Genomic DNA, 22,142 nt, shown 5'->3' with positions numbered 1-22,142 from the left:
TTCTTGAGCAGAATAAAGCGAGTACTGTGCCAGTTTTTTAAAACTCTTTAATATCAATGAGTTGTGTTCTCTGGTTTGAATTTGGCTCGTCAATGTCAGGTATTTGTTACCTTGATAGCGGGGTGAGGGGTAACACTTTGGCGATGGTGTAACACTTGGGTAGCACTTCTTTGGGGGGAGCAGTCTGGGTAGTGAGGAGTATTTGGGGCAGCTTGTATGTCGCAGAAAAACTGGCCCATGTGAGGGTAATGGCGGGGAGGTGTCATTCAAGGCTGGCGGATGTGTGGTGGTTGACCATGAGATTGTGCGGTCACATTGCTGACATTGGATTTGCTACCTGATTTCGATATCAACCCGACTCTGCCAGTCCGTTCTGACAATAAAAATGCCCAGAAAGAACAAACCCCGCCACCTTTTCAGGTGCGGGGTTCGCGAGAGAGTATGACTTCTTCTTGTTCTGACACTCGTGCACCGACACTTGTTTTTATTTTCGGTGTAAGGCTGATGATCACATTGTTGTTTTTGTTTGGCGTGATACCCGCTCTTTTTGTTGCAGTAGTTAAAGCCAGTTACGTGCCAAGGTAGGGATTTTGTTTTTTTGTTTATTTTTATCGTTATTAATCAATGGCTTAGTATTTATTTCTGGCTGTGGGTATTGGTTCAGGCGGGTGTGTTACTGGCTGGGTTAGTGGAGTGTTACCTATTGTGTTACCTCGGGTAGCGTATGCGGTAGGTTGCTCGGGGTAGTGGGGTAACACTCAGGTTGGCCAATAGGATGTTCGAGATGCGCGGCTCGAAGTCGTACGACCAGGGAAGTAGCCGGTGTGGTGGATGGGTACTGGATGCGGGAGTTACAAGCAGGGGTTTGCCGTTCGGGTAACAATGCCCGAACGGTGGTTTTGCGGCTGAATTGAGATCGGTTGAAGCGTGTGCAGGGTTATTTTTTCTTGCGCGGAATGCCCAGACGCTGGCGTCGCTCCCACAGGCTCTTGCGCGATATGCCCAGCTTGCGGGCAAGGTCGGTCTCGGTCATTTTGGCTTCGTTCTCCAGGACAAAATGCACAAAGTAGTCGTCGAGTGATAAGTCGCCCTGGTCGCCATGTTCCGTGCGTTCGATGATGGCTGGGTTGTTGTTATTTTCAATCAGGTTTTCACGCATGGCTGAGCTGATGTAGCGATCGGGCGACAAATCGATGCCGAGTAATTCAGCGCTGACGTAGCGGTCTTCTGCAAGGATCACCGCACGTTCAACGGCGTTTTCCAGTTCGCGGACGTTGCCTGGCCATTGATACTGTTTAATCGCCAATACGGCACCGCTGTCAAAACGCATGGGGGATTGCCCCATTTTTTCGCAGGCTCGCGTCAGCATGAAACTGGCCAGTTCTGTCACGTCGTCACCTCGGTCTCGTAATGGTGGTAACGTCAGTTCGACCACGTTCAGCCGGTAGTAGAGGTCTTCGCGAAACTCTCCACAGGCTGCCATTTCCTTGAGGTTGCGGTGAGTTGCGGCAATTAGCCGCACATCAACCTTAATGCTTTGTACGGCGCCAACACGACGAATCTCACTTTCCTGTAACACCCGTAACAGCCGTGCCTGGGCTTCCAGTGGCAGTTCGCCAATTTCGTCGAGGAAGAGGGTGCCACCATTGGCGGCCTCTACCAGTCCCTGACGCTGGGTAGCTGCCCCTGTGAACGCGCCTTTTTCATGGCCAAACAGTTCGGATTCGAGCAGGGTTTCCGGGATGGCGGCGCAGTTGACGGAGATAAGCTGAGCGGTTGCCCGGCGACTTTGCTGATGCAGTGCCTTGGCGACCAGCTCTTTGCCGGTACCGGATTCGCCATGAATCATCACGGTTGCATCCGTGGGAGCGACCTTGCTAATTTTACGAAACAGCACTTGCATGGTATCGCAACTGCCAATGATGCCGTTGTTCTTGGCGATATCCGTGGCGTTGCTGACGGGCAGGTCGGAGGCACTGCTTTCGGGGGGCAGTTGGGCCTTTTCGAGGATTGATTTGACGGCTTCAACCAGTTCGCCATGATCAAAGGGTTTGGCGATGTATTCGACCGCACCCATTTTCATGGCGTCCACCGCAGAGCGGAGGCTGGCGTAGCTGGTCATGATCAGCACTGGTGTCGTTCCGGCCAGTTCAATCAGATCGGTACCTTGGCCACCTGGCAGGCGTAGATCGGTAATCACCAGATCAAAGGCGCTCAGGTCGTATTCGCGGGCTGCATCAATACTGTCGAGGTCTGTTACTTCGTAGTGGTGACGCTGCAACAGTCTGCGTACAGATTGGCGAATAATAGCTTCGTCTTCGACGACCAGAATGCGACTCATAGATTTGTTTCCATCCTGTTCTCCGGCAGGTAACGCGGGAGACTGACTTTAACACAAGTACCGGCATTCCCGGTCACCGGACTGACGATCTGTACCTGGCCATAATGTTCTTCAATGATGCTGTACACCAGTGCCAGACCGAGGCCAGTGCCCTTGCCAACTTCCTTGGTGGTGAAGAAGGGTTCGAACACCTGTTCTAATGTATCAGGCGGAATGCCGTGACCCTGATCGGTCACTCTGACGGTGACCTGATGCATATCGGCCAGTGTATCGGCAATGACCTGTTGACCGGGTTGACTGGCATCACGGGCATTACTCAGCAGGTTGATAAATACCTGTACCAGACGTTGAGAGTCGCCAATGACCAGTAGCTCAGGGTCACTTTGATTGACGAATTCAATGTCCGGGCTGCGTTTGTTCAGGCGCAGCAGCTGCATGGCATCTTCAAGGCAATGGTGCAGGTTGACTTCCTCGTTCTCGGTGGCGTGGTTACCCGCATGAGCGAAGTTCATCATGGATTGCAGAATGCGGCTGACGCGTTGGGTCTGCTCACGAATCTGGTGGGCAATCTGGTGCAGCTCGGGATTGTCAGTTTCGTATTCCATGCTCTGGGCGAGGCAGTCGATGCCGGTAATCGGGTTGCCAATTTCATGGGCGACGCCAGCCGCCAGGCGACCAATCGATGCCAGACGCTCGCTGTGAATCAATTCGCGCTCCAGTAGCTGGGTGTCGGTCTGGTCTTCGAGCAACAGCACAATCCCACCTGGCTGGCCATTGGCTGACTGAATAATGGATTTGTGTAAGGTGTACCAGCGGGGGCGGGCACCAATGTCGACCCGTTTTTTGTGCTCGTGTAATGTCGGCGTTTTGATAAAACGTCCAAGCAGATCGCCCCAGGGCGTTGGTAACTGGTGCAGCAAGGTGCCGGTGACCCGTTCGGCGGCCAGCCCGGTCAGTTCGACCATCACTTGATTCCACAACAGGATTTCACCATCTTCCGCCAGGGAACATGCGCCGATAGGCAGCCGTTCGAGGGTTTGGCGGTGGTAGCGGCGCAAGTGATCCAGCTCTCCTGCGATGCCTGAAAGCCGGTCATGAAAGCCTTCCAGTCGCTGTTCAATAATATAAATGTCGCTGCTTAGTTCGGTGCCTTCCTGCAGTGGTAAATAGCGCCGGATAATATCTTGTGCCACGGTTGGGCCGAGTAAAGCGGACAAATTGGCTTCCAACCGTACGCGCAAGCGACGCAGTTCGTGCGGTCGGTCTTCATAGCCGGGCAGGCCCAGATCCGTCAGCGCCTGGTGTACTTCGCGTTCGGCCATGTAGCGACCTAACGGGCGACTGAGAGCAAGGATGGCATCGTTGGAATTTTCAGCCTCCAGCAATTGCATGCTGGGACGTTGGGCGGCGATGACGCAGGCGTCGGCGGCGCTGAGTTCGGCATCGTCCGGCTTGCGGGTGAAGCTGATGATGACAAACAGCAGCAGGTTGCCCAGTACGCTGAGCAAGGCGGTACGGTGCCAGTTGCTTTCATCGGGAATCATGAACCAGTGTTCCCAGCGGGAGCCAACCAGCAGCAGCGGCAGCAGCAGCCCCAATAACCAGATAGCCAGACCGGTACTCAAACCTGCAACAAAGCCCGTACGGCTGGCACCGCGCCAGTACAACAAGCCGAGAATACCGGGCAAAAACTGCATGGCGGCACCACAGGCAAGAATACCGAGGCGGTTGATGTCGAGTTTGTCGCCCATGAGCTGATAAAAAAGATACGACAGCGCGATCAATCCGAGGATTAATAACCGACGAGACCATAAGAGCCAGCGGTAAAAATCGTGTTTCGGGCTGGGTTTGTAATGAGGGAAAAGCAGGTGATTCAGCAACATCGCCGTAGTCGCCAGAGTCATCTGAATACTGACGCCAGTGGCAGCGGCCACGCCTCCCAGAAAAACCAGCAAGGTAATGGTTGGTGAGCCGGTTTCCAGCCCCAGGCCCAGCGCAAAATATTCAGTTGGCACCGTGATCTGATGAGACATCCCGGCCCAGAGCAGCGGCGGAATAGACAGGCTCAGTGCCAGTAAAATCAGTGGAAAGGCCCAGCTGGCCAGTCGCAGGGCGCGGTTGCTGACGTTTTCGGTAAAGGTGATATGGAACGTGTGAGGCATGGCAATGGCAATCGCCAGGCACATCACCAGTAGTGTCAGCCAAGGGCCATCAGGCGGGCCGGACGGACGACTGGCGAGGTAGTGGTGAATCGATAACATCCACTGATCGCCACCCGGTGATGCAGGAATAATCTCGGTCACTACCACGATAGTGGTGACGGCTGCAGCAACCAGCTTGAACAGCGATTCCAGCGCCAGTGAAAACACCAGGCCCTCGTGGTTTTCCCTTGGCGTCATTTGGCGGGCGCCAAACATAATGGTCAGCGTCAGCAGTATCATGGCAAAGCCGAGAGCCAGATTACTGACCGGCCATCCAGGGCTGAGAATATCGAGCGTGTCGGCCACCGCCTTGATTTGCAGGCTGAGTAACGGCACAACCACACACAGCATACAGATACTGACCAGAACGCCAGCCGCCTGGCTGCGGTAGCGGAACGCCAGCAGGTCGGCGAGAGAGTTGAGCTGGTAGCGGCGGGTGATGCGCAAGATTGGCCGTAACAAAATGGGTGTCAGCAGAAAGGCACCGGCAAGGCCCCCGAAGTAGGAAAAATAGCCATAGCCATAAAGTTGAGCCAGTGCCACGCTGCCGTAATAGCCCCAAGCGCTGGCAAAGACGCCCAGCGACAGCAGATAGATGATCGGCTGTTGTACCCAGCGGCGTGGTATCCAGCTGCGCTCCACGGCGTAGGCACTGAGATACAGCAGGGCCAGGTAACCAAGCAGAATCAGGCAGAGCAGGCTGAGGCTGAATGTCATCAAGCAGGTTCCTGGTCAGGGGCGGGTGACAGTTGCTGACTGGCAACACCGAGTGTGGCAAAAGGCGACAGGGTAGCATAAATCGGACACTGGCATTTATGACCGCAGGCCAGCCGGGCTGCGTTGAAACGAGACGGGTGCTGGCAGGCCGTGAATGCCATTGAGTGCTGCGGGCTGCCAATGCTGGATTGCCCACTGTAGTACGCTGGGATTACCTTCGTATTGCAGTGCCACCGGAGGGTGCTGGCGGAGCCAGTCTAACGCCAGCCATAGGGTTTGGCCGCTGGGGTCCGGTTGTAAGGGCAGGGCCAGATTCTGCTTGCTGAGTTTCTGACCATTGGCTTCTGTCGCGACCGGAATATGCGCGTACTGTGGTGCGCTCCAATCGAACGCCTGATAGATTAGCAGTTGTCGTTGGGTTGAGTCGATCAGGTCGATGCCCCGCACAATTTGGTTGATACCCTGATCACGGTCATCCAGCACCACCGCCAGCTGATAAGACCAGAGCTGGTCGCGGCGGCGAATCACAAAATCACCGATATCGTTGGCAGGAGACAGGCAAACGCGGCCTTGCAGACGATCCTGAAAGCACAGCGGCGCGGAATTCGGATCAACCCGGAAACGCCAGGCGTAATCCTGACTCCGGTCTGGCGGGTTCAGGCAATGCCGAAGGTGCAGACGGCCTTGCAGTTGCTTGCGTGAACAACCACAGGGAAAGGCCACACCTTTGTCCGCCAGCTGTTGCAAACCGTGCTGATAGGCCGCCTGGCGCTGGCTCTGATAACGCACGCTGCCGTCCCAGTTCAGGCCGTAGGCTTCCAGGGTGCTGAGAATATGGTGGCTGGCTCCCGGTTCTTCTCTGGGTGGGTCGAGATCTTCGATACGCAGCAGCCATTGGCCATTGGCGTGGCGAGCGTCGAGGTAACTGGCTAAGGCTGCGAGTAACGAACCAAAATGCAGTGGGCCGGTAGGCGACGGCGCAAAACGGCCAATATAACAACCGGGCTCTGGTTGTGAGCGAGCAGTCTGGAGAGCGTCAGAGAGAGCCGCTGTGGGAGTCGACATGAGGGTGGGAAGAAGGGCGCGGCGCGGGCAAAGGGCACCCGCACGGCACAACTGGATCAAACGCCCAGTTGCTTTTCCTTGATTTCTGCAAGGGTCTTGCAATCGATACACTGGTCGGCTGTCGGACGTGCTTCCAGACGACGAATACCAATTTCAACACCACAGGCTTCACAATAGCCGTAATCGCCCTTGTCGATCAGATCGAGTGTTTTTTCGATCTTCTTGATGAGCTTGCGCTCGCGGTCACGGGTACGCAGTTCGAGGTTGAATTCCTCTTCCTGGCTGGCGCGATCGTTAGGATCGGCATAGTTATTCAGCTCAGTCTGCATGTGCTCTTTGGTACGATCGACTTCCTCCATCAACTCTTGTTTCCATTTGCGCAGAATATTTGCGAAATGCTCGAGCTGGGTGTCATTCATGTACTCTTCAGTCGCGGACGCCTGGTAAGGAGTAAAGTCTGTCAGAGCGAATTCTTTTTTATCTTGCGGCATGGTGCTGCTGCCTCACCTGGTTAACGGGTTCAATCAACCGAACACTTGGCTTACCACGACAGCAAGGACCAGTGGCCTGATACCGGCATGTCCATGGGCGCCAAAAATAATAAGGCCGGCAAACTAGCAGATAACGGCGCGAGCGCCAACTATTTCATTGGGTTGATGCGGCCAACAGGCAAATAGACGGCTTGTAGAGCGACAATTTGTCGAATTGTCGGCTTCTGGCACAATGTTGGCCCGACGCAGGAGATTCTTTGTGGAACATTCATCTCGATCTATCCATCCGGCTACTGGTCAGGCCATGACTCGACGCAGCCGTGAAATATCCCCTTTTCAGGTCATGGAGATTCTGACCGAAGCCCAAACGCTGCAAGCTGCTGGCCAGGACATTATTCATCTGGAAGTGGGTGAGCCGGATTTCCCGACCCCGGCACCGATGATCGACGCCGCTTTCACGGCATTACGAGCTGGCAACACTGGCTATACCCCGGCGCTGGGTATGCCCGCCTTGCGTGAAAAAGTGGCGCATTGGTATCAGCAACGGTTCGGTATTTCGCTGTCTCCTGCCCGTATTATTCTGACGCCTGGTGCATCCGGGGCCTTGCTGCTGCTGGCCGCGTCGCGTTTGGGGCCAGGCGATCAGCTGATGCTGGCAGACCCTGGTTATCCCTGTAATCGCCATTTTGCCCGTTTGTTTGAAGCCTGTGGCCAGTTGATTCCCGCTGGGCCGCAGCAGCGTTATCAGCTAACACCAGCGTTGCTGGAGCAACATTGGTCACCGGCCACCCGAGCTGCGCTGGTGGCCAGCCCCGCCAACCCGACGGGTACCGTATTAAGCCTGCCAGAATTGTCCCAATTGGCCACTACAGCTGAACGGCTGGGAGGTGAGTTATGGGTGGACGAAATCTACCAGGGGCTGAACTATGGCTCAGAACCACAGAGTGTCTTGTCTGTTGCCGATAATGCCGTGGTGATTAACAGCTTCTCCAAATATTTCGGCATGACCGGCTGGCGGCTGGGTTGGGCGGTAGTACCGGAGCACTGGTTGCCGACGCTGGAAACACTGGCCCAGAATGTGTTTCTTGCGCCGCCAACACCGGCACAGCACGCAGCCATGGCGGCCTTCGAGCCGGAAACCCTGGCGATTCTGGAGCAACGTCGGTCGATTCTTGCCGAACGCCGTGAGTATCTGCTCACGGCCTTGCCAGAACTGGGTTTTGTGGTGCCCGTGGCACCGGATGGGGCCTTGTATGTGTACGCAGATGCCAGCCGCTTTACCAACAATAGCCTTGAATTTTGTTTGCGCGCGTTACGTGAAACCGGCGTGGCGCTGACTCCGGGTATCGATTTTGGCGAGTATCAGGCCCAGACTCATATACGATTTGCCTTTACCGCCGATCTTGCCCGACTGAAACAGGCTGTCGAACGCCTGTCAGACTGGTTGGTAGCCATAACATGAAGTACTCGTCAGCACTGATTCCGGGCCGCCTGATCAAACGTTACAAGCGCTTTCTGGCCGACATCGAACTGGATAACGGCGACGTCATTACTGCCCATTGTGCCAATACCGGTGCCATGACCGGCTGTGCCGACCCCGGTTGCCGGGTCTGGCTGTGGGACAGTGCCAACCCACAACGCAAGCTGCGCTACAGCTGGGAATGGACCGAAGTGGCGGGTCAGTACAAAGCCTGTATTAATACCGCCAGAGCCAATCAGCTGGTGGCCGAAATGCTGCAGCAACTCCCGAATACCGGTTGCTTGTCTGATCTGCTGGGTGGTTATACCCGAGTGCTGCGGGAGCCTAGGGTAGAAGATGGGCGATTGGATTTTTTGTTGCAGGGCGACGCTGTGCCAGATCTCTATATTGAGGTAAAAAGCCTGACGTTACGGCGTGAGGATCTCGCCGCCGGACTGGGTTGTTTCCCGGATGCCCGCACCGAGCGTGGGCTGAAACACTTGCGGCGCTTGCAGCAATTACGGCAGCAAGGGCACCGCAGTTTGTTGTTATTCTGCGTGGCACTGGAAGGCGTTACCGCCGTTGCAGCGGCAGCCGATATTGATCCGGAGTATGCAAAAGCACTGGCAGAGGTTATTAACGCTGGCGTTGACGTCATTGCACTGCCGGTACGTTTTGATGAAAAACAATCCAGCGTGAGCCTGTTGCCTGAAGGCAACATCGCTGTGCTTGCCGGTAATGTTGTCCTGAACGAGTGAAAACAGCCAGCGGACACTGTTTGTTTTGACGCCCGACATGTTTAGCAGGGTGTTGATTTTATCCTGATGCCTACTGGCTTTGGTAAAATACTCTTTTTCAATGAATTCTCGGACTCCCCATGCGTGGCGCTGACATTACTCAAGAGCCTCTGTTCACCACCATCAAACTGGATGAACGGGTTCCACACGATCACCCTTTACGATCCATCAAAATCCTGTTCGATCAGGCGCTCACCCACATCGATTGGAAGCTCAGCCTGATCTATTCCGAGCGTGGGCGGGAATCCATTCCTCCGGAGCGTTTATTGAGAGCCTTGCTGCTGCAAATCCTCTTCAGTATTCGCAGCGAACGGCAACTGGTCGAACAGATTCAGTACAACATGCTCTATCGCTGGTTTGTCGGCCTGAGCATTGATGAGCCGGTCTGGGATCATTCGACTTTCAGCGTCAATCGGGATCGCTTGATCCACCATGACGTCAGCGCCGAATTATTTGCCGAAGTGGTTGCCTCGGCCCAAAAACAACAGCTCCTGTCGAACGATCATTTCAGTGTCGATGGCACTTTGATGCAGGCTTGGGCTTCCCAAAAGAGTTTTCGGCTGAAGAACCCTTCGGCTGGGGCAAGACCGTTGGCCACTTATGGCAGTTAAAAGTGAAAGGACTGGCGAAGGTCAACAGCGCTCTTGAGATGACCATGATGGCCTGCAACCTGGTGCGAATGGCAAAGTTACAGGGTCAATCCGTCTGAAGACCGGAAACAGGGTGGAGAATCCTGCTTCCAGCGGAAAGATCACTCAGAAAACAACCAGATAAGCGTGATTTCTCGGGTTAAAAAGCTTCTGTCGGCGAAGCGAATAAGAATTTCAACATCCTGATGCAGATGATGCCGACAGGTCACTCCGGTATCCGGGTGCAAACACAAACCGCTGGAAGGAAACAAGAACATCCAGGCCGGTTGACGGAAGGCATTCGGATACTTTCTCCCCAGGGCATCTGGCAACGAGGGGCCAACACCCTGAGTATTATCAATTTTCTGAATGTCTATGGCACTGGCCATCGCTGCTTCAATTTCAGTCTGAAGCGATAAGGAGAGAATTGTCACCCGGTCCTTGTTTCCTTTGCCGCTGTGTACGGTCAGTGCTCGCCGAGAAAAATCGAAATCCTTGATTCTCAGCCGTCAACATTCAGAAATGCGCAAACCGGAGCCAAATAGCAGCGAAAATATCAGCCGATCCCGATTATTCATCACGGCAAGAATGCGTCCGACCTCCTGCGATGAGATCACCACAGGCAATTTGGCAGGTTTGTTGGCATGTTGAAAGCCCAGGTCGCCCAGAGGCAATTCCAGATACGTGTTATAGAGGAACGCCAACGCATTCAAGGCCAGCTTCTGAGTATTGACCGAGACATGACGATCATTCGCCAGAAACCCCAGAAACTGCACCACCTCAGCAGCCCCCATCTCTTTGGGATGTCTCCGCTTTTGGTAACGAATAAAGAACCGAATCCAGTAAACATAGGTTTTCTCGGTTCGCAGGCTGTAGCCGCGGGTGCGCATAAAGCGGCGAATGTCATTGAGAAAGGGGCTGGAAGTCATTGATCACTCCTTGATCTGATGTGTATGCATATCCAGTATAATTGAAAGTTTGCCCAAATCAATGCGCGCTTTTTCAGAAGCCTTGCGCGCTTTCCCGGACGTTGTTATCGTTAAGGCATTGATACACGGAAATTTGTTGCGCAGGTTTACAGATTAATGCGCAAGGCACAAAGGAGTTAATGCGCATGCTCGCTTTCACAGAATGGACTGATCTGGAAATGGATTTTACTTCCTATTATTCAAGTAGTTACGGTGATTTCCCAGGAACTGACTTGCCCAGAAACCGCGCATGCGCACTAATAAACTGTTATATGCCGTGCTGGCGAGCATCAAACCTATGAGAGAACTATTAAGAAAACAATTTCTAAAATCTCAATTTCTAGCTCTTTTAGCTTTAATTTGTCTTATGGTTATCAGTTGGCGTCAAAATGGTGAGATCCTATTTACTACGCTATTTAAAATTGTGGTAATTCTTCAAATTTGTGTGTTTTTTGGCATGTTTCTAAGTTGGTTAAATTTAAGGGCAAATAACATTGGTAACTAAAGTGGCATATAACAAGCCAAGCCAGCGGGAATTTTACTCGCTGAAAAACGCTCATAAAATCCCCTGCTTGGGGCGTTATACGCAAAGGGAGCATCATGCTTAAGAATTTGATTGTTAGTCTGGCCTTAATAATTCCGCTATTCGCCGTGGCCGAGGAAAAGCAACCAGAATTTGAGATTTCCTGCCAAGATGGCCCTAAGGAAATGGTCACGGAGGTTCCGAAGCTTGTTCAAGCACTAGCAAGTGTTAAATGCACAATTTACGGTCAAATTATAACTGGTGCGGAAGGCGTCCTTTGGAACTATCCTGGTGGCTTTGCCCCAGTAATAATTCCAGCCCAAATGGTTCGAACCCAGCCAGAAAAAGTAAACAATGAATTTCACTTCACTTCTGTTGCAGCAAAGAAACTAAGTCAAAAAGAAGCCGCTGAAATATATAAAGGCTTTGGCCAAGGCTTCGATGAAATGCCAAAAGAAGCGCCTGAAACCATTGAGATCGTCGCCACTAATCAGAAAGGTGTAACTCAAAAGGTTTATCTTTTTCAGTTGGCGCCAGAAAGTATGTGGGGGTTTGCCTGCCAACCAACTTGCAAGCCAGAAATGGCATTTATGGTAATGAAGTTTGAGCAACCTAAGTCGTAAGCGTATAACAAGCAAAGGCAGCATCGCCCTTCGGGCTGGACGCGCTAACGCGCGCCGCTGCTTTGGGCGTTAAGTGTCACCATGGATAATCGAGCATTTACAAAACTCATAGAATATCTGGAAAAGATTCCAGCAATACGCGGTGCCATTGCAAATGGTACTGAGACCGATGGTCGGTGGTGGGTGAAATTCGAAATAGATATCGAGCATCAATTTGCTTGGCATACGGTCCAAGAATTGGGGCATGTTTTAAATTACATGTCTCTTGAAGAACGTTTACCTACTACATTTCATCCTGTGTCTCCGCCGCCATATATGAACGGTGGTCCAGAAGAGTTTTTATCGTGGGTAATCGAGTGCCATGATCCACGGTTTAAGCCGGGCACATGTGCAGAATGGCTCATTGGTCGCCTGCCCAATCCCGTCGAAGATTTAGAGCAGTGGGCAACAGAGTAAAGCACTTAACAAACAGCTCAAACCGACCTCCACTGCGTTGCTCGTTTTGTGCTTTTCCGCTACGCTCGCACAAAACAATCAACTCCGTTCCGGCGGCTTAGCTGGGCGTTATGCAGTATAAGGATAAACATTGGACATACCTAAAAAATGGCTAGACCTTAAACTGAACAAGCCAAATTTACTTTTTGGGAATGGTCTGGGAAGAACATACTGGGAAGCATTCGGCTACAACTCACTTTTAGATGTTTTTGGGGATCAGCCAGTTGGGCGATATCTTTGTACAAAAGAACTTTTTAGCAAGTTGAAGACATCAAATTTTGAAGAGGTGCTTAGGGCTATTTATCATGCCTATCAGGTATCAATTGATAATTTAGTTGCAACAAAAACCTTATACACAGATGTTCAAAAAGCACTGATTGGAGCTGTAAATTCAGTCCATCCAAAGCATTCTCAAATACCAAACGAAAAGATTGCGGAATGTTTTTGCGAATACAGAAGTGTATTTACAACAAATTATGATTTGCTGCCTTACTGGGCAATTTTAAGTGGCTATTCACATGTTCTAGTTGATTTTTTTTGGGGCAAACAGTTTTTTGATTCAAGAAATGTAGACTTATATAAAGGTAAAATTCCTGTGTATTTTTTGCATGGCGCGCTTCATTTGAGATCAAAAAACATATCGGATACACAGAAGATCCCTATAACACTGGAATCAGAAGTAAAAGGTGCTCTTAAACTAGATTTTGAACAATCATTTCCGTTATTTATTACTGAAGGAAGTTCTGAACAAAAGTTAAATAGAATAAATTCAAATTCTTACCTAAGGTTCTGTTATCAATCACTTTTTCAGACTTATGGCGAGTTAGATATTTACGGACATGACCTTAATCAAGATTTTGATAGTCATATAATAGATGCCATTAGGCAGAGTGGTAATGAAAGAATTGCAGTTAGTGTCTTCTCTGGTTTAAATGTATCAGACAAAAAACTTTTTATGGGTAGGATTAGATCGCTATTTTCTGATCAGAACAGAAAGATAGAGTTTTATGAGTCTAATACGCATCCATTCGCAACTGCAGTGCATAACAATGCATTGCAGCGGACAAGCCGCTGAATGCGGCGTTAGGTTACTAGATGAAACTGGATGACATCACAATCTCAACTGACGGAGTAAATTGGGAGAAATGCCTAGGACATTGGCTTTGGCTTCTTAATAAATCCCCTGAGTTCACTATTTATCTCGTAACTAAATTTGCTGAGTTGCTCCTTATTGATAATGACGGTTGTATTTGGTTTTTATCTACTTCGGGCGGTAGCTATGAAAAAGTCGCAAATTCAGAAACTGAGTTTTTTGAACTTATAGCAGACGAAGAGGAATTCGATTTCTATTTTATGCCTCAAGTAATAGACCTACTAACTAATAACGGCTTATCACTCAAACACGGTGATTGTTTTGGTTTTATAACACCAAGCATATTTGCTGAATGTGAATTTGAAACAAGCAATTTTAAGGTTACATCTACTGAGAGTTACCTTATCGGTTTAGGTGATATGCTTGGTTCGTTACAAGAGACAAAGAACGGTGATAAAGTCACTTTTAATGTGGTATCGTAACCTAACAAGCTAATAAATAAGGACTAAAAACAGTTTGCTGTTTTCGTTCCTCAACATTTTAGTAAACTATTTTTAGCCCATTATTAGGGCGTTAGGGTTCAAGGGATAAATATGGATTTCGTTACACAGTTTTTCATTTCTCACGCAAGTGAAGATAAGGAAGAGTTTGTAAGGCCTTTCGCAAATACCCTGATTGATACAGGGGTAGATGTTTGGTATGACGAATATTCATTGAAAATCGGTGATAGTTTGGCTGAGTCAATAGACTCTGGTTTGAGAGAGTGTGACTTTTGCATAGTTGTGCTCAGTCATGCATTCTTTGCAAAAAAATGGACAAAAAAAGAGCTCTATTCTTTAGAGAATCGCCAAATTAACGAAAATAGGAAAATAGTTCTTCCAGTTTGGCACAATGTTACCAGTAATGAGGTAGCAACTTTTTCGCCATTTCTCGGTGATACGATTGCACTCACTTCAGATATTGAAATGCGAAAATTAACCAACCAAATTTTAGAAAGTGTAGCAGATGAATCCGAGTACCTTTCTACTAAGAAAAGGTACATTGATGCATTGAATAGGCTTGATTACTATCTTGAACGTGATGGACTCATTGATCCGGATGATTCACTGTTTTGGAGGTTTGATTTCGAAAAAGAAATCAGTTCCACTAAATTTATAATTAAGCGGTGTGAGGACAAACTTGATAAGTTCGAGAGGAAGAGCCCTAACAAATCAATGCAGTCGGACTAATCTCCGCTCCGGCCAGTTTGTGGTCGCTGCGCTTATACCACAAATTGACCTCCACTCCGATTAGCTGCTGATTGAGGCGTTAGGCTTTTAATCAAGCATTACAACTTCAGGAATCACAAATGCAATATGTAGAATTAGTCGCAATATTAGCTGTACTTCAATTTTTCTTTTTCGGTTTTATGACTGGGCAGGCACGTAGAAAGTCTGGCCTAAAAGCGCCTGCCATTACAGGTGATGATGGTTTTGAAAGAATGTACCGTGTTCAAATAAACACATTAGAAACTCTCGTGGCATTCCTTCCTGCAATATTTTTAGCAGGAAAATACTGGCCTAGCTTATTGGTTGCCGGTATAGGTATTATTTATATAATTGGTCGCTTTATCTATTGGCGTGCATACATAAATGACCCTGCAAAACGTGGCATTGGTTTTATGCTATCTATGATACCAACGTTTGTGCTTATAGCTTTAGCATTAGTTGGCATTGTGTTGTCATTAATCACTACCAAAGCCTAACAAGAAGCTTAAACGGAAAAATAACAGTTGGCCATCGCTTCGCGATTATAGCCAACCATTATTTTCCGCTTAGCTAGGCGTTAGGGCTGCGCGCAGTTAATGGTCATCATAATGTCCACCAATGGCAAAAATATAAATAGAGTTATCGTCAAATTTATAAATTAATCGGTCTTTTTGAGAAATGCGTCTAGACCAAAATCCGGTGAGATTGTGTCGAAGTTGTTCTGGTTTTCCCGTGCCTTGGCTGGGATCTTCACGAAGCATTTCTTTTAAATGTTTGCAGAGAGCTTTGTGTAGTTTTTTATCTTTTTCACGAAGCTCTTCATAGGTGATCCAGGTCCTACCTTCAAATACCAGTGATCTCATTTAGTTCCTCTCTGGTAGGGGTATAACCGGAGCCTTTATTGTGAGTTGCCATAGATTCAGCAATCTGTTTCATTAGGCTGTTGTTCTGTAGAACGTAGAGTGTTTCTTGCTCTCTCTCCCAGTCGTCGGCGCTCATTACTACGAAAGCGTCACCGGCTCTTCGGGTAACTTTGAGCGGAGTGTGGTTTGTAACTACCTGTTCTACAAAGGTTTTTAGCTTATCTCTAAATTGGTTTACGCTTACTGTGTCCATATCTAATACCAAGTGTACGGAAATACGGTACAAATATAGCAGGTGGGCCCTAACAAGGCTATCAACCTGACGTCCAAAGCTCCGCTGGTCTTTGGGCATGGCCTGCGGCCATTTTAGCCCAAATCCAGCTCCACTTTGGCCGCAGGTTATAGCGGCGTTATGGCTCAAAAATAAGGAATGAAAAGTGAACAAGGCCGTAACTTGCAAGTCCCTTGAGGAAGTCCGTTCCAATATCGACGCGATTGATCACAAGATCGTAAGCCTAATCGCTGAGCGTGGCGACTTTGTCATGCAGGCGGCGCGCTTCAAGAAAACCAGCGATGACGTTAAGGCTCCGCAAAGAGTCGAGCAGGTAATTTCTAAAGTTCGCGCGCTTGCACAAGATTCTGGTGCAAATCCCGACGTAACCGAGGCCGTCTATCGCTCCATGATTTCGGCTTTTATAAATGCGGAGATGGTCGAACCAGTCATAAAGCGGGTTATGTCTCCAGTCAGATTGTGCGTAAACGGGTCGAAGAACCCTTCGGTTGGGGTAAGACCATCGGCCCCTTACGGCAGTTAAAAGTGAAGGGGCTGGAGAAGGTCAACAGCGCTCTTGAGATGACCATGATGGCTTACAACCTGGTGCGAATGGCAAGGTTACAGGGTCAATCCGTCTGATGACCGGAAACGGGATGGATAATCCCGTTTTAAATGGAAAACCTGGCTAGAAAACAACCAAATAAGTGTGATTTATAAGGCGGAAGAGCTTCTATCAGCGAATTAGATACGAATTTCAACGGCCTGTTAGACAATCCCGTTACTGCGCTGTCACTCAGGATTGAACGGCCACTCTGTCCGGCAAGCCTGTAGCCTGTATAGTGGCTCGGTAAATTCACTGATATCAATAAACAACCTGCGGAGTACCTGTATGAATGTAATAACCAAGCTGATGTCTGTCGCCAGTATGGCCGCCCTGCTGGCTGCTCCTGTCTATGCCGAGGATGAACCATCCTGGTGGGATAGCATGGTTAGCAAGGGTAAATCCATGTTTGGTGGCGCTGAAGAAACGGCAGCAAGCAGTGTCGACAAGGGCAGTGAGCAAGTGGAAGAGAGCACTGACGATGGCAAGAGTATGGCGGCGGAAGGGATGGAGAAGGGTAAGGAATTAGCCAAAGACGGCTATGAACACGGTAAAGAAGCCGCCAAAGAAGGTTATGAAAAGGGTAAGGAGTTAGCCAAAGACGGCTACGAGCATGGCAAAGAAGCCGCCAAAGACGGCTACGAACACGGCAAGGAAGCTGCCAAAGAAGGCTATGAGTCCGGCAAGGAAATGGCCAAAGATGGTTATGAGTCCGGCAAAAAAATGGCGAAGGACGGTATGGAATCCGGCAAGGATTCACTGAAAAAGACCTTCGACTGAGCGTATCAAGCACTGTTGGCCGGCAGCAAACAGCGCCTTGGCCCAAGTCCAGCGGCGCTTTCAGTCCAGTAAAACCAGTAACTGGCCGTCTTTGACATCGTACTCGATGGCTGTCAGAGGCTGGCCAGCGCAAGGGCCTGCGATACACATACCATCCTCAACCTGAAACAGGGCACCATGGCTACTGCACTGGATAAAATAACCATCAACATCAAGAAACTGATCCGGTAGCCACTCCAACCGAATACCCAGATGCGGACACTGGTTAACAAAAACAAAAAAACGCGCAGCCCGGCGGATAACAAACAACGCCGTATCATCCAGCTCAAACCCCTTGCTATCACCCTCGGTAATATCCTGCTCGGCACATACCCAACGCCATGTACTGGCCATGATTGATTCCTGTTAAACCTGTGGCTTGTTGCCTTAATCGCGACGGCGACTGGTCGATGGACGACCTGTGCGGTTGATCAGTGCGGTTTGATGAGCGTCAAGATTAATAAATAACCGGCAGTACAGCCAGTCAGAGTTTCGAGGGGCACTGCATATGGCCAGGGAGCGTTCTCAATTATTTGCCACGGCCTGTCAGGAGGAAAGATTCCGCCAAACAAGGCGTTGGATACCGAGAATGGCGCGTCCTTATCAAGTCCAATAACATCGCATGGCGGGATATTGGCCCGGACCCTTCGGGCTGAGGCCAGTAACTTCCAGTACGGCGTTATTCGTCACTTGTTTAGCTCGCTAAACCACGCTCCTCATGCCTTGTTCTGAAACCAACGGCTCTCAGCAGGCTCGGTTTAATCATTGAGAAAATGAGGTTATGTGAGAGGGCGTGGCATGCGGGAATACTTGACCACGACAACACGTGCCACGACAAATAGCAGACAAAAAAACGCCCCTCTAAAAGAGGGGCAAAGCAACCGTGATTAGCTTGATGAGAGAGATCACCTCACAGCCAAGGCCGTGTTGTGAACACCGTTGCTATCGCTAGCTCCGATAAGCAAACAATAGTCATTCTCATCTGAGTTGTCAATAATAATTCTCATTTATTTTCGGCGGATGTTTGTACGTGCCGCAAGCGGGTACCAAACTCCAGTGACAGCTTGAGTTCTTCGGCGCTGATTGCGGGCGGAAAATAACAGCCGCTGACTCGTGAGTTCACCAGGCTGACGCCATCCAGGCAGCAGTCACGAAAATCAATGCCGCGCAGGTCGGTGCCACGAAAATAGGCATCGGTAAGGTCCATTCCGCTGACCAGAAGGCCGCGTAAATCAAGGCCGCGCAAATCCATACCGGCCAGGTTACATACCTGGCCTTGCTGGATAGCCTGATTAAATCCGGCGACGTCATCGTTGCGGAGCAGTTGATACAGGGGATCCTGGCTGATGGCCGCTGTAGTCATGGAAAACCTCGTTGATTAGACTGGGTGGCCTTCAGTATAGATGACCCTCAATGACTCGTTCGCTTAACGCTTTTCTGCTGACCTCCAGCTGGTCGGATGCCACCCCGGATCAGGACTCGGAACTGGTGTTTTGGTGGCAAACCCCGGTTGGCCCGCTACGCCAGCAGTTGCGGCAGCCTGCCGTGTGTTTTATCGAACGCCGTCATCAGCAGGAGGCTGAACGCATGGCCCGTGCTCTGGGTTGGCCGGTAAGCTGTCGCCCGGTCGCGTTAGCAACCTTTGACCAGCAAGCGGTCTCCGCTTGTTATATGCCCGCCAGTTATAGCTATCGCTGGCGGGATTTATTGCTGAATCAGCAGATTCCCTGTCGTGAAGTAGATGTGCGTATTACCGATCGTTATCTGATGGAACGGTTTGTCTATGGCGCTGCAGTGATTCACTACGATGCCGCCGAAATGTCTGAAACCCCGGTGGCTGTACCAAACACCGCAGCCGCTTATCAGACGCTGCGAGGGGGGCGGCTGACGGCTGGCAGTTATCGGCCGACCTTGCGGTGGTTGTCGCTGGATATTGAAACCAATATTCCGCGCCAGGGCGAAGCACTGAAACTCTACTCTGTTGGGCTGGTAACGTCACAGCAGCGTTGTGTGTTGCTGGTTGAACAGCATGGCGCGGGCGCGGCGACTGCGACGGATCCGGTTGAACTGGTACGGCTGGCGGATGAAGTGGCGGTTTTGCATGCGCTGAACGACCGCATGGCGGCAAGTGACCCGGATGTGATTCTGGGCTGGAACCTGATCCAATTTGATCTCAATGTGTTGCAGCAAAAATATCACGAGCATGACATTCCCATGCGTTGGGGTCGCGATGGCAGCCGCTTACAGGTGCGGCGGCAACGGAATATGCCCGACCGGATCATCGTCAATATGGCTGGGCGACTGGCGCTGGATGGCATTGAACTGTTGCGGGCAGCCAGTTACCAGTTTGAAAGTTTCTCGCTGAATGCGGTGTCTGAACAATTGTTAGGGGATTCCAAACTGCTCACTGGCAGTCATCGGGGGCAGGATATCCAGCGCCTTTATCAAACCGACCTGTGTGCTTTTACGGCCTACAATCTGCAAGATTGCGACTTGGTCTGGCGTATCTTCGAGAAGCTCAAACTGCTGGAATTTGCCATCGAACGCAGCTTGATGACCGGCCTGGCACTGGATCGGATGGGTGGCTCGGTAGCTGCCTTCGAGAATCTCTACCTGCCGCGTCTGCACCGCGCCGGTTATATCGCCCCCAATATTGGCGAAGGGTACCGCGCTGAAAAAAGCCCCGGTGGCTACGTGATGGAGTCGACGCCGGGTTTGTTCGAGCATGTACTGGTACTGGATTTCAAAAGTCTGTACCCGTCGATTATTCGTACCTTTAAAATAGACCCGATGGGATTGATTGAGGGACTGGCTACCGATGCCACGCTGGCGTTGCCGAATGCCGACTGGGTGCCCGGATTTTTTGGCGGGCGCTTTCATCAGCAGCAGCATATTTTGCCGGAGCTGATTCGCGGGCTGGGAGAACATCGCGAACACGCCAAGCAGCAAGGTAACAAACCGCTGTCGCAGGCCATTAAAATTATTATGGCCTCCTGCTACGGCGTATTGGGGTCGGAAGGCTGCCGTTTTCACGATACCCGGCTATCGGCTTCTATTACCAAGCGCAGCCATGAGATTATCCAGACCAGTTCAGACTGGATTGGCGCTCAAGGCTACGAAGTGATTTATGGCGATACCGACTCGGTATTTGTGTGTTTGCGAGCCGCCGTCACAGACTCTGCCGCCGACCGGATTGGCCAGCAGCTGGCCACCGACCTGAATCACTGGTGGGCAGAGAACCTGCAACAACGTTTTGGCATCCAGAGTTATCTGGAAATGGAATACGAAACCCATTATCAACGCTTCTTTATGCCCTCGATTCGGGGCGCAGAAACCGGCAGCAAAAAGCGTTACGCCGGACTGATCAGCGACGCTGATGGCTTACCAAAAATGGTGTTCAAAGGGCTGGAAGCGGTGCGTTCTGATTGGACACCCCTGGCGCGGCAGTTTCAGCAGCAGTTATATCGCAAAATCTTTCTGCAACAGCCATATCAGCATTGGGTGCAGCAACAGCTCCGCGACTTGCTTGATGGCCACTCAGACAGCCTGCTGAGCTATCGCAAACGCTTGCGACAACCGTTAGCCATGTACCAGCGCCAGGTGCCTCCCCATGCCCGCGCAGCGATGAAACTTGACCAGTGGCGACAACAGAATGGCCTGATGCCCAGGTATCAGCAAGGACGCGGCTGGATCAGCTACCGCATCACCGCGAACGGCCCGGAGCCACTGGACGATCAACAAGATAACGACCAGTACGATGGCTTGGTCTATCCCACCGCAGCACCGGATTACCAGCACTATATTGACAAACAACTCCGACCGATTGCCGCTGCGATTTTTCAGTTTACCGGCGATGATGTGGATGATTTATTGGGGACGCAAGGGTCGTTGTTTGGCCCCTAGTGCTCAGTCACGGTAGCCGGTTCGCAGGCCGTTGTCTGGTGCTGTGGCAGTTCCACTTCCCAAGGTGGATTGGGACGAATATTGTCGATCACGAAGTCAACAAAACTGCGTACCTTGGCCGATAGATGGCGGTTGCTGGGGTACAAGGTATGAATCGGGTTGGCTTCAAACGGGTAGTCGCAACAGAGTGGTACGAGGTCGCCGGACTGAATCGCGGGGGCGGCAATCAAGGCTGGCAGTGGTGTAATACCGGTACCGGACAAGGTCAGTGCATAAAGTGAGGCAAAATCGTTTGCCTGCAACTTGGGTTTGACCTGAACCGTCAGTTCTTCACCCTCAGGGCTGGTCATATTCCACTGCAGCCAGCGTGATGCGGTGATCAACCGGTGGTTGGCCAGGTCGTCCGGATGCGACGGCGTACCAAAGCGTTGCAAATAATCCGGGCTGGCACACAGCAGTACACCAACATCACCGAGATAGCGGCCAATCAGCGACGAATCTTCCAGTTGCCCAATACGGAAGGCAACGTCGATGCCTTCCTGTACCAGATCCAGCAGTTGATCGGAAAGCACCAGATCAATCGTCAGCTGGGGATGCTGATCCATAAATTCTGCTACCAGGCTGGACAGTACCGTTGAGCCAAACAGCACCGGAGCGGTAATACGCAGCGTACCGGTGGGTGTGGTTTGCATCTGGGTGACTGCGATATTGGCTTCTTCAATTTCGCTGAGAATACGTGAGCAGTGGCCATAGTAGGCATTGCCGGTATCTGTCAGACGCAGGCTGCGGGTAGTTCGCTGGATCAGTCGCACACCGAGGCGTTCTTCGAGTTGGGTAATCTTGCGGCTGACGGTGGACTTGGGCAGTCCGAGATTTTTTGCAGCTCCGGTAAAGCTGCCAGCGTCCACGACATGGACAAAAATCGCCATTTCATTGAGGTCAAATTCTTCGCGCTTGCCAATCTGCATGGGGCTCTCCTGATATCGGCGGTTGGCCTTCGAACGCATAGAAAGGTTTGAAGGAGCATTCCGGG

General features: G+C 50.8%; 23 protein-coding genes and 1 pseudogene. 13 read left to right on the top strand and 11 right to left on the bottom strand.

Translation table 11 applies throughout. The features are described from left to right. Positions 1-937 precede the first annotated feature (937 nt). The 4 genes from SOJ49_RS14955 to dksA all read right to left on the bottom strand — a co-directional run bounded on the left by SOJ49_RS14955 (position 938) and on the right by dksA (position 6,815). Entirely contained in the window at positions 938-2,341 is a 1,404-nt protein-coding gene (locus SOJ49_RS14955) for a sigma-54-dependent transcriptional regulator (protein WP_369855298.1), read from the bottom strand. Continuing rightward, positions 2,338-5,259, bottom strand: coding sequence for an ATP-binding protein (locus SOJ49_RS14950; protein ID WP_369855297.1), 2,922 nt, complete (start codon positions 5,257-5,259; stop codon positions 2,338-2,340). Before SOJ49_RS14950 ends, SOJ49_RS14955 begins: the two co-directional genes overlap by 4 nt. Positions 5,260-5,355: 96 nt before the next feature. Continuing rightward, on the bottom strand, positions 5,356-6,324 hold the full coding sequence (gene gluQRS / locus SOJ49_RS14945) for a tRNA glutamyl-Q(34) synthetase GluQRS (protein ID WP_369855296.1): 969 nt from the start codon (positions 6,322-6,324) through the stop codon (positions 5,356-5,358). Positions 6,325-6,380: 56 nt separating this feature from the next. Beyond that, positions 6,381-6,815 (bottom strand): RNA polymerase-binding protein DksA, encoded by a 435-nt coding sequence (gene dksA, locus SOJ49_RS14940; protein WP_369855295.1) that lies wholly within the window; start codon positions 6,813-6,815, stop codon positions 6,381-6,383. A gap of 259 nt (positions 6,816-7,074) precedes the next feature. Here dksA and SOJ49_RS14935 point away from each other — a divergent pair, with 259 nt between their 5' ends. From SOJ49_RS14935 to SOJ49_RS14925, 3 genes and pseudogenes are all read left to right on the top strand, one after another. After that, positions 7,075-8,277, top strand: coding sequence for a pyridoxal phosphate-dependent aminotransferase (locus tag SOJ49_RS14935; RefSeq protein ID WP_369855294.1), 1,203 nt, complete (start codon positions 7,075-7,077; stop codon positions 8,275-8,277). Beyond that, complete coding sequence (gene sfsA / locus SOJ49_RS14930) at positions 8,274-9,032, top strand: DNA/RNA nuclease SfsA (RefSeq protein ID WP_369855293.1); 759 nt, start codon at positions 8,274-8,276, stop codon at positions 9,030-9,032. The genes SOJ49_RS14935 and sfsA overlap by 4 nt, the downstream gene beginning before the upstream one ends. Before the next feature lie 119 nt (positions 9,033-9,151). Next, positions 9,152-9,658: pseudogene (locus tag SOJ49_RS14925) on the top strand (transposase); the annotation flags it as partial. Positions 9,659-9,822: 164 nt separating this feature from the next. Here SOJ49_RS14925 and SOJ49_RS14920 read toward each other — a convergent pair. Further along, complete coding sequence (locus SOJ49_RS14920) at positions 9,823-10,134, bottom strand: hypothetical protein (protein ID WP_369855292.1); 312 nt, start codon at positions 10,132-10,134, stop codon at positions 9,823-9,825. Positions 10,135-10,209: 75 nt separating this feature from the next. Continuing rightward, a complete protein-coding gene (locus SOJ49_RS14915; protein ID WP_369855291.1) occupies positions 10,210-10,629 on the bottom strand; it encodes a phage integrase N-terminal SAM-like domain-containing protein in 420 nt (139 codons plus the stop codon). Between the two features lie 639 nt (positions 10,630-11,268). Between SOJ49_RS14915 and SOJ49_RS14910 the strand changes: the two genes are divergently transcribed. The 6 genes from SOJ49_RS14910 to SOJ49_RS14885 all read left to right on the top strand — a co-directional run bounded on the left by SOJ49_RS14910 (position 11,269) and on the right by SOJ49_RS14885 (position 15,146). Beyond that, a complete protein-coding gene (locus tag SOJ49_RS14910) occupies positions 11,269-11,814 on the top strand; it encodes a hypothetical protein (protein ID WP_369855290.1) in 546 nt (181 codons plus the stop codon). Between the two features lie 81 nt (positions 11,815-11,895). Beyond that, a complete protein-coding gene (locus SOJ49_RS14905; protein ID WP_369855289.1) occupies positions 11,896-12,270 on the top strand; it encodes a hypothetical protein in 375 nt (124 codons plus the stop codon). A 130-nt stretch (positions 12,271-12,400) separates the two neighbouring features. Beyond that, positions 12,401-13,384: a DUF4917 family protein gene (locus tag SOJ49_RS14900; protein ID WP_369855288.1), complete on the top strand. Its 984-nt coding sequence runs from the start codon at positions 12,401-12,403 to the stop codon at positions 13,382-13,384. Between the two features lie 20 nt (positions 13,385-13,404). Further along, positions 13,405-13,884 (top strand): hypothetical protein, encoded by a 480-nt coding sequence (locus SOJ49_RS14895; RefSeq protein ID WP_369855287.1) that lies wholly within the window; start codon positions 13,405-13,407, stop codon positions 13,882-13,884. Positions 13,885-13,995: 111 nt separating this feature from the next. Then, on the top strand, positions 13,996-14,631 hold the full coding sequence (locus SOJ49_RS14890) for a toll/interleukin-1 receptor domain-containing protein (protein WP_369855286.1): 636 nt from the start codon (positions 13,996-13,998) through the stop codon (positions 14,629-14,631). 119 nt (positions 14,632-14,750) lie between these two features. After that, a complete protein-coding gene (locus tag SOJ49_RS14885) occupies positions 14,751-15,146 on the top strand; it encodes an MAPEG family protein (protein ID WP_369855285.1) in 396 nt (131 codons plus the stop codon). Between the two features lie 96 nt (positions 15,147-15,242). Here the strand turns inward: SOJ49_RS14885 and SOJ49_RS14880 are convergent, their stop codons facing one another. Together SOJ49_RS14880 and SOJ49_RS14875 are read right to left on the bottom strand one after the other, a co-directional pair. Further along, positions 15,243-15,512 (bottom strand): Txe/YoeB family addiction module toxin, encoded by a 270-nt coding sequence (locus SOJ49_RS14880; protein ID WP_369855284.1) that lies wholly within the window; start codon positions 15,510-15,512, stop codon positions 15,243-15,245. Beyond that, a complete protein-coding gene (locus tag SOJ49_RS14875) occupies positions 15,493-15,765 on the bottom strand; it encodes a type II toxin-antitoxin system Phd/YefM family antitoxin (protein WP_369855283.1) in 273 nt (90 codons plus the stop codon). Before SOJ49_RS14875 ends, SOJ49_RS14880 begins: the two co-directional genes overlap by 20 nt. 184 nt (positions 15,766-15,949) lie before the next feature. Between SOJ49_RS14875 and SOJ49_RS14870 the strand changes: the two genes are divergently transcribed. The 3 genes from SOJ49_RS14870 to SOJ49_RS14860 all read left to right on the top strand — a co-directional run bounded on the left by SOJ49_RS14870 (position 15,950) and on the right by SOJ49_RS14860 (position 17,167). Then, positions 15,950-16,327, top strand: a complete 378-nt coding sequence (locus SOJ49_RS14870; protein ID WP_369855282.1) for a chorismate mutase — start codon at positions 15,950-15,952, stop codon at positions 16,325-16,327. Further along, a complete protein-coding gene (locus SOJ49_RS14865; protein ID WP_369855281.1) occupies positions 16,264-16,425 on the top strand; it encodes a transposase in 162 nt (53 codons plus the stop codon). Before SOJ49_RS14870 ends, SOJ49_RS14865 begins: the two co-directional genes overlap by 64 nt. 250 nt (positions 16,426-16,675) lie before the next feature. Continuing rightward, entirely contained in the window at positions 16,676-17,167 is a 492-nt protein-coding gene (locus tag SOJ49_RS14860) for a hypothetical protein (protein WP_369855280.1), read from the top strand. Positions 17,168-17,227: 60 nt separating this feature from the next. Here the strand turns inward: SOJ49_RS14860 and SOJ49_RS14855 are convergent, their stop codons facing one another. After that, positions 17,228-17,560 carry a Rieske (2Fe-2S) protein gene (locus SOJ49_RS14855; RefSeq protein ID WP_369855279.1) on the bottom strand — a complete coding sequence of 111 codons (333 nt, stop codon included), beginning with the start codon at positions 17,558-17,560 and terminating at the stop codon, positions 17,228-17,230. Between the two features lie 649 nt (positions 17,561-18,209). After that, complete coding sequence (locus SOJ49_RS14850) at positions 18,210-18,569, bottom strand: pentapeptide repeat-containing protein (protein WP_369855278.1); 360 nt, start codon at positions 18,567-18,569, stop codon at positions 18,210-18,212. A gap of 50 nt (positions 18,570-18,619) precedes the next feature. Between SOJ49_RS14850 and SOJ49_RS14845 the strand changes: the two genes are divergently transcribed. Then, on the top strand, positions 18,620-21,109 hold the full coding sequence (locus tag SOJ49_RS14845; protein WP_369855277.1) for a DNA polymerase II: 2,490 nt from the start codon (positions 18,620-18,622) through the stop codon (positions 21,107-21,109). On the opposite strand, the gene SOJ49_RS14840 is transcribed toward SOJ49_RS14845, so the two are convergent. Beyond that, positions 21,106-22,077, bottom strand: a complete 972-nt coding sequence (locus SOJ49_RS14840) for a LysR family transcriptional regulator (RefSeq protein ID WP_369855276.1) — start codon at positions 22,075-22,077, stop codon at positions 21,106-21,108. The genes SOJ49_RS14845 and SOJ49_RS14840 overlap by 4 nt on opposite strands. Between the last annotated feature and the right edge of the window lie 65 nt (positions 22,078-22,142).

Source organism: Candidatus Thalassolituus haligoni (assembly GCF_041222825.1).
In the GTDB taxonomy this organism is placed as follows: domain Bacteria; phylum Pseudomonadota; class Gammaproteobacteria; order Pseudomonadales; family Oceanobacteraceae; genus Oceanobacter; species Oceanobacter antarcticus.
The sequence above is the reverse complement of the archived record's forward strand: the minus strand, read 5'-3'. Positions and strand labels throughout refer to the sequence as shown.

Bases quoted from the DNA above. Each gene is read 5' to 3' on its own strand.
- SOJ49_RS14875 (WP_369855283.1), bottom strand. From the start codon at position 15,765: ATGGACACAGTAAGCGTAAACCAATTTAGAGATAAGCTAAAAACCTTT.
- SOJ49_RS14850 (WP_369855278.1), bottom strand. From the start codon at position 18,569: ATGACTACAGCGGCCATCAGCCAGGATCCCCTGTATCAACTGCTCCGC.
- SOJ49_RS14890 (WP_369855286.1), top strand. From the start codon at position 13,996: ATGGATTTCGTTACACAGTTTTTCATTTCTCACGCAAGTGAAGATAAG.
- SOJ49_RS14855 (WP_369855279.1), bottom strand. From the start codon at position 17,560: ATGGCCAGTACATGGCGTTGGGTATGTGCCGAGCAGGATATTACCGAG.
- sfsA (WP_369855293.1), top strand. From the start codon at position 8,274: ATGAAGTACTCGTCAGCACTGATTCCGGGCCGCCTGATCAAACGTTAC.
- SOJ49_RS14860 (WP_369855280.1), top strand. From the start codon at position 16,676: ATGAATGTAATAACCAAGCTGATGTCTGTCGCCAGTATGGCCGCCCTG.
- SOJ49_RS14845 (WP_369855277.1), top strand. From the start codon at position 18,620: ATGACTCGTTCGCTTAACGCTTTTCTGCTGACCTCCAGCTGGTCGGAT.
- SOJ49_RS14895 (WP_369855287.1), top strand. From the start codon at position 13,405: ATGAAACTGGATGACATCACAATCTCAACTGACGGAGTAAATTGGGAG.
- gluQRS (WP_369855296.1), bottom strand. From the start codon at position 6,324: ATGTCGACTCCCACAGCGGCTCTCTCTGACGCTCTCCAGACTGCTCGC.
- SOJ49_RS14885 (WP_369855285.1), top strand. From the start codon at position 14,751: ATGCAATATGTAGAATTAGTCGCAATATTAGCTGTACTTCAATTTTTC.
- SOJ49_RS14915 (WP_369855291.1), bottom strand. From the start codon at position 10,629: ATGACTTCCAGCCCCTTTCTCAATGACATTCGCCGCTTTATGCGCACC.
- SOJ49_RS14955 (WP_369855298.1), bottom strand. From the start codon at position 2,341: ATGAGTCGCATTCTGGTCGTCGAAGACGAAGCTATTATTCGCCAATCT.
- SOJ49_RS14950 (WP_369855297.1), bottom strand. From the start codon at position 5,259: ATGACATTCAGCCTCAGCCTGCTCTGCCTGATTCTGCTTGGTTACCTG.
- SOJ49_RS14910 (WP_369855290.1), top strand. From the start codon at position 11,269: ATGCTTAAGAATTTGATTGTTAGTCTGGCCTTAATAATTCCGCTATTC.
- SOJ49_RS14840 (WP_369855276.1), bottom strand. From the start codon at position 22,077: ATGCAGATTGGCAAGCGCGAAGAATTTGACCTCAATGAAATGGCGATT.
- SOJ49_RS14905 (WP_369855289.1), top strand. From the start codon at position 11,896: ATGGATAATCGAGCATTTACAAAACTCATAGAATATCTGGAAAAGATT.
- SOJ49_RS14880 (WP_369855284.1), bottom strand. From the start codon at position 15,512: ATGAGATCACTGGTATTTGAAGGTAGGACCTGGATCACCTATGAAGAG.
- dksA (WP_369855295.1), bottom strand. From the start codon at position 6,815: ATGCCGCAAGATAAAAAAGAATTCGCTCTGACAGACTTTACTCCTTAC.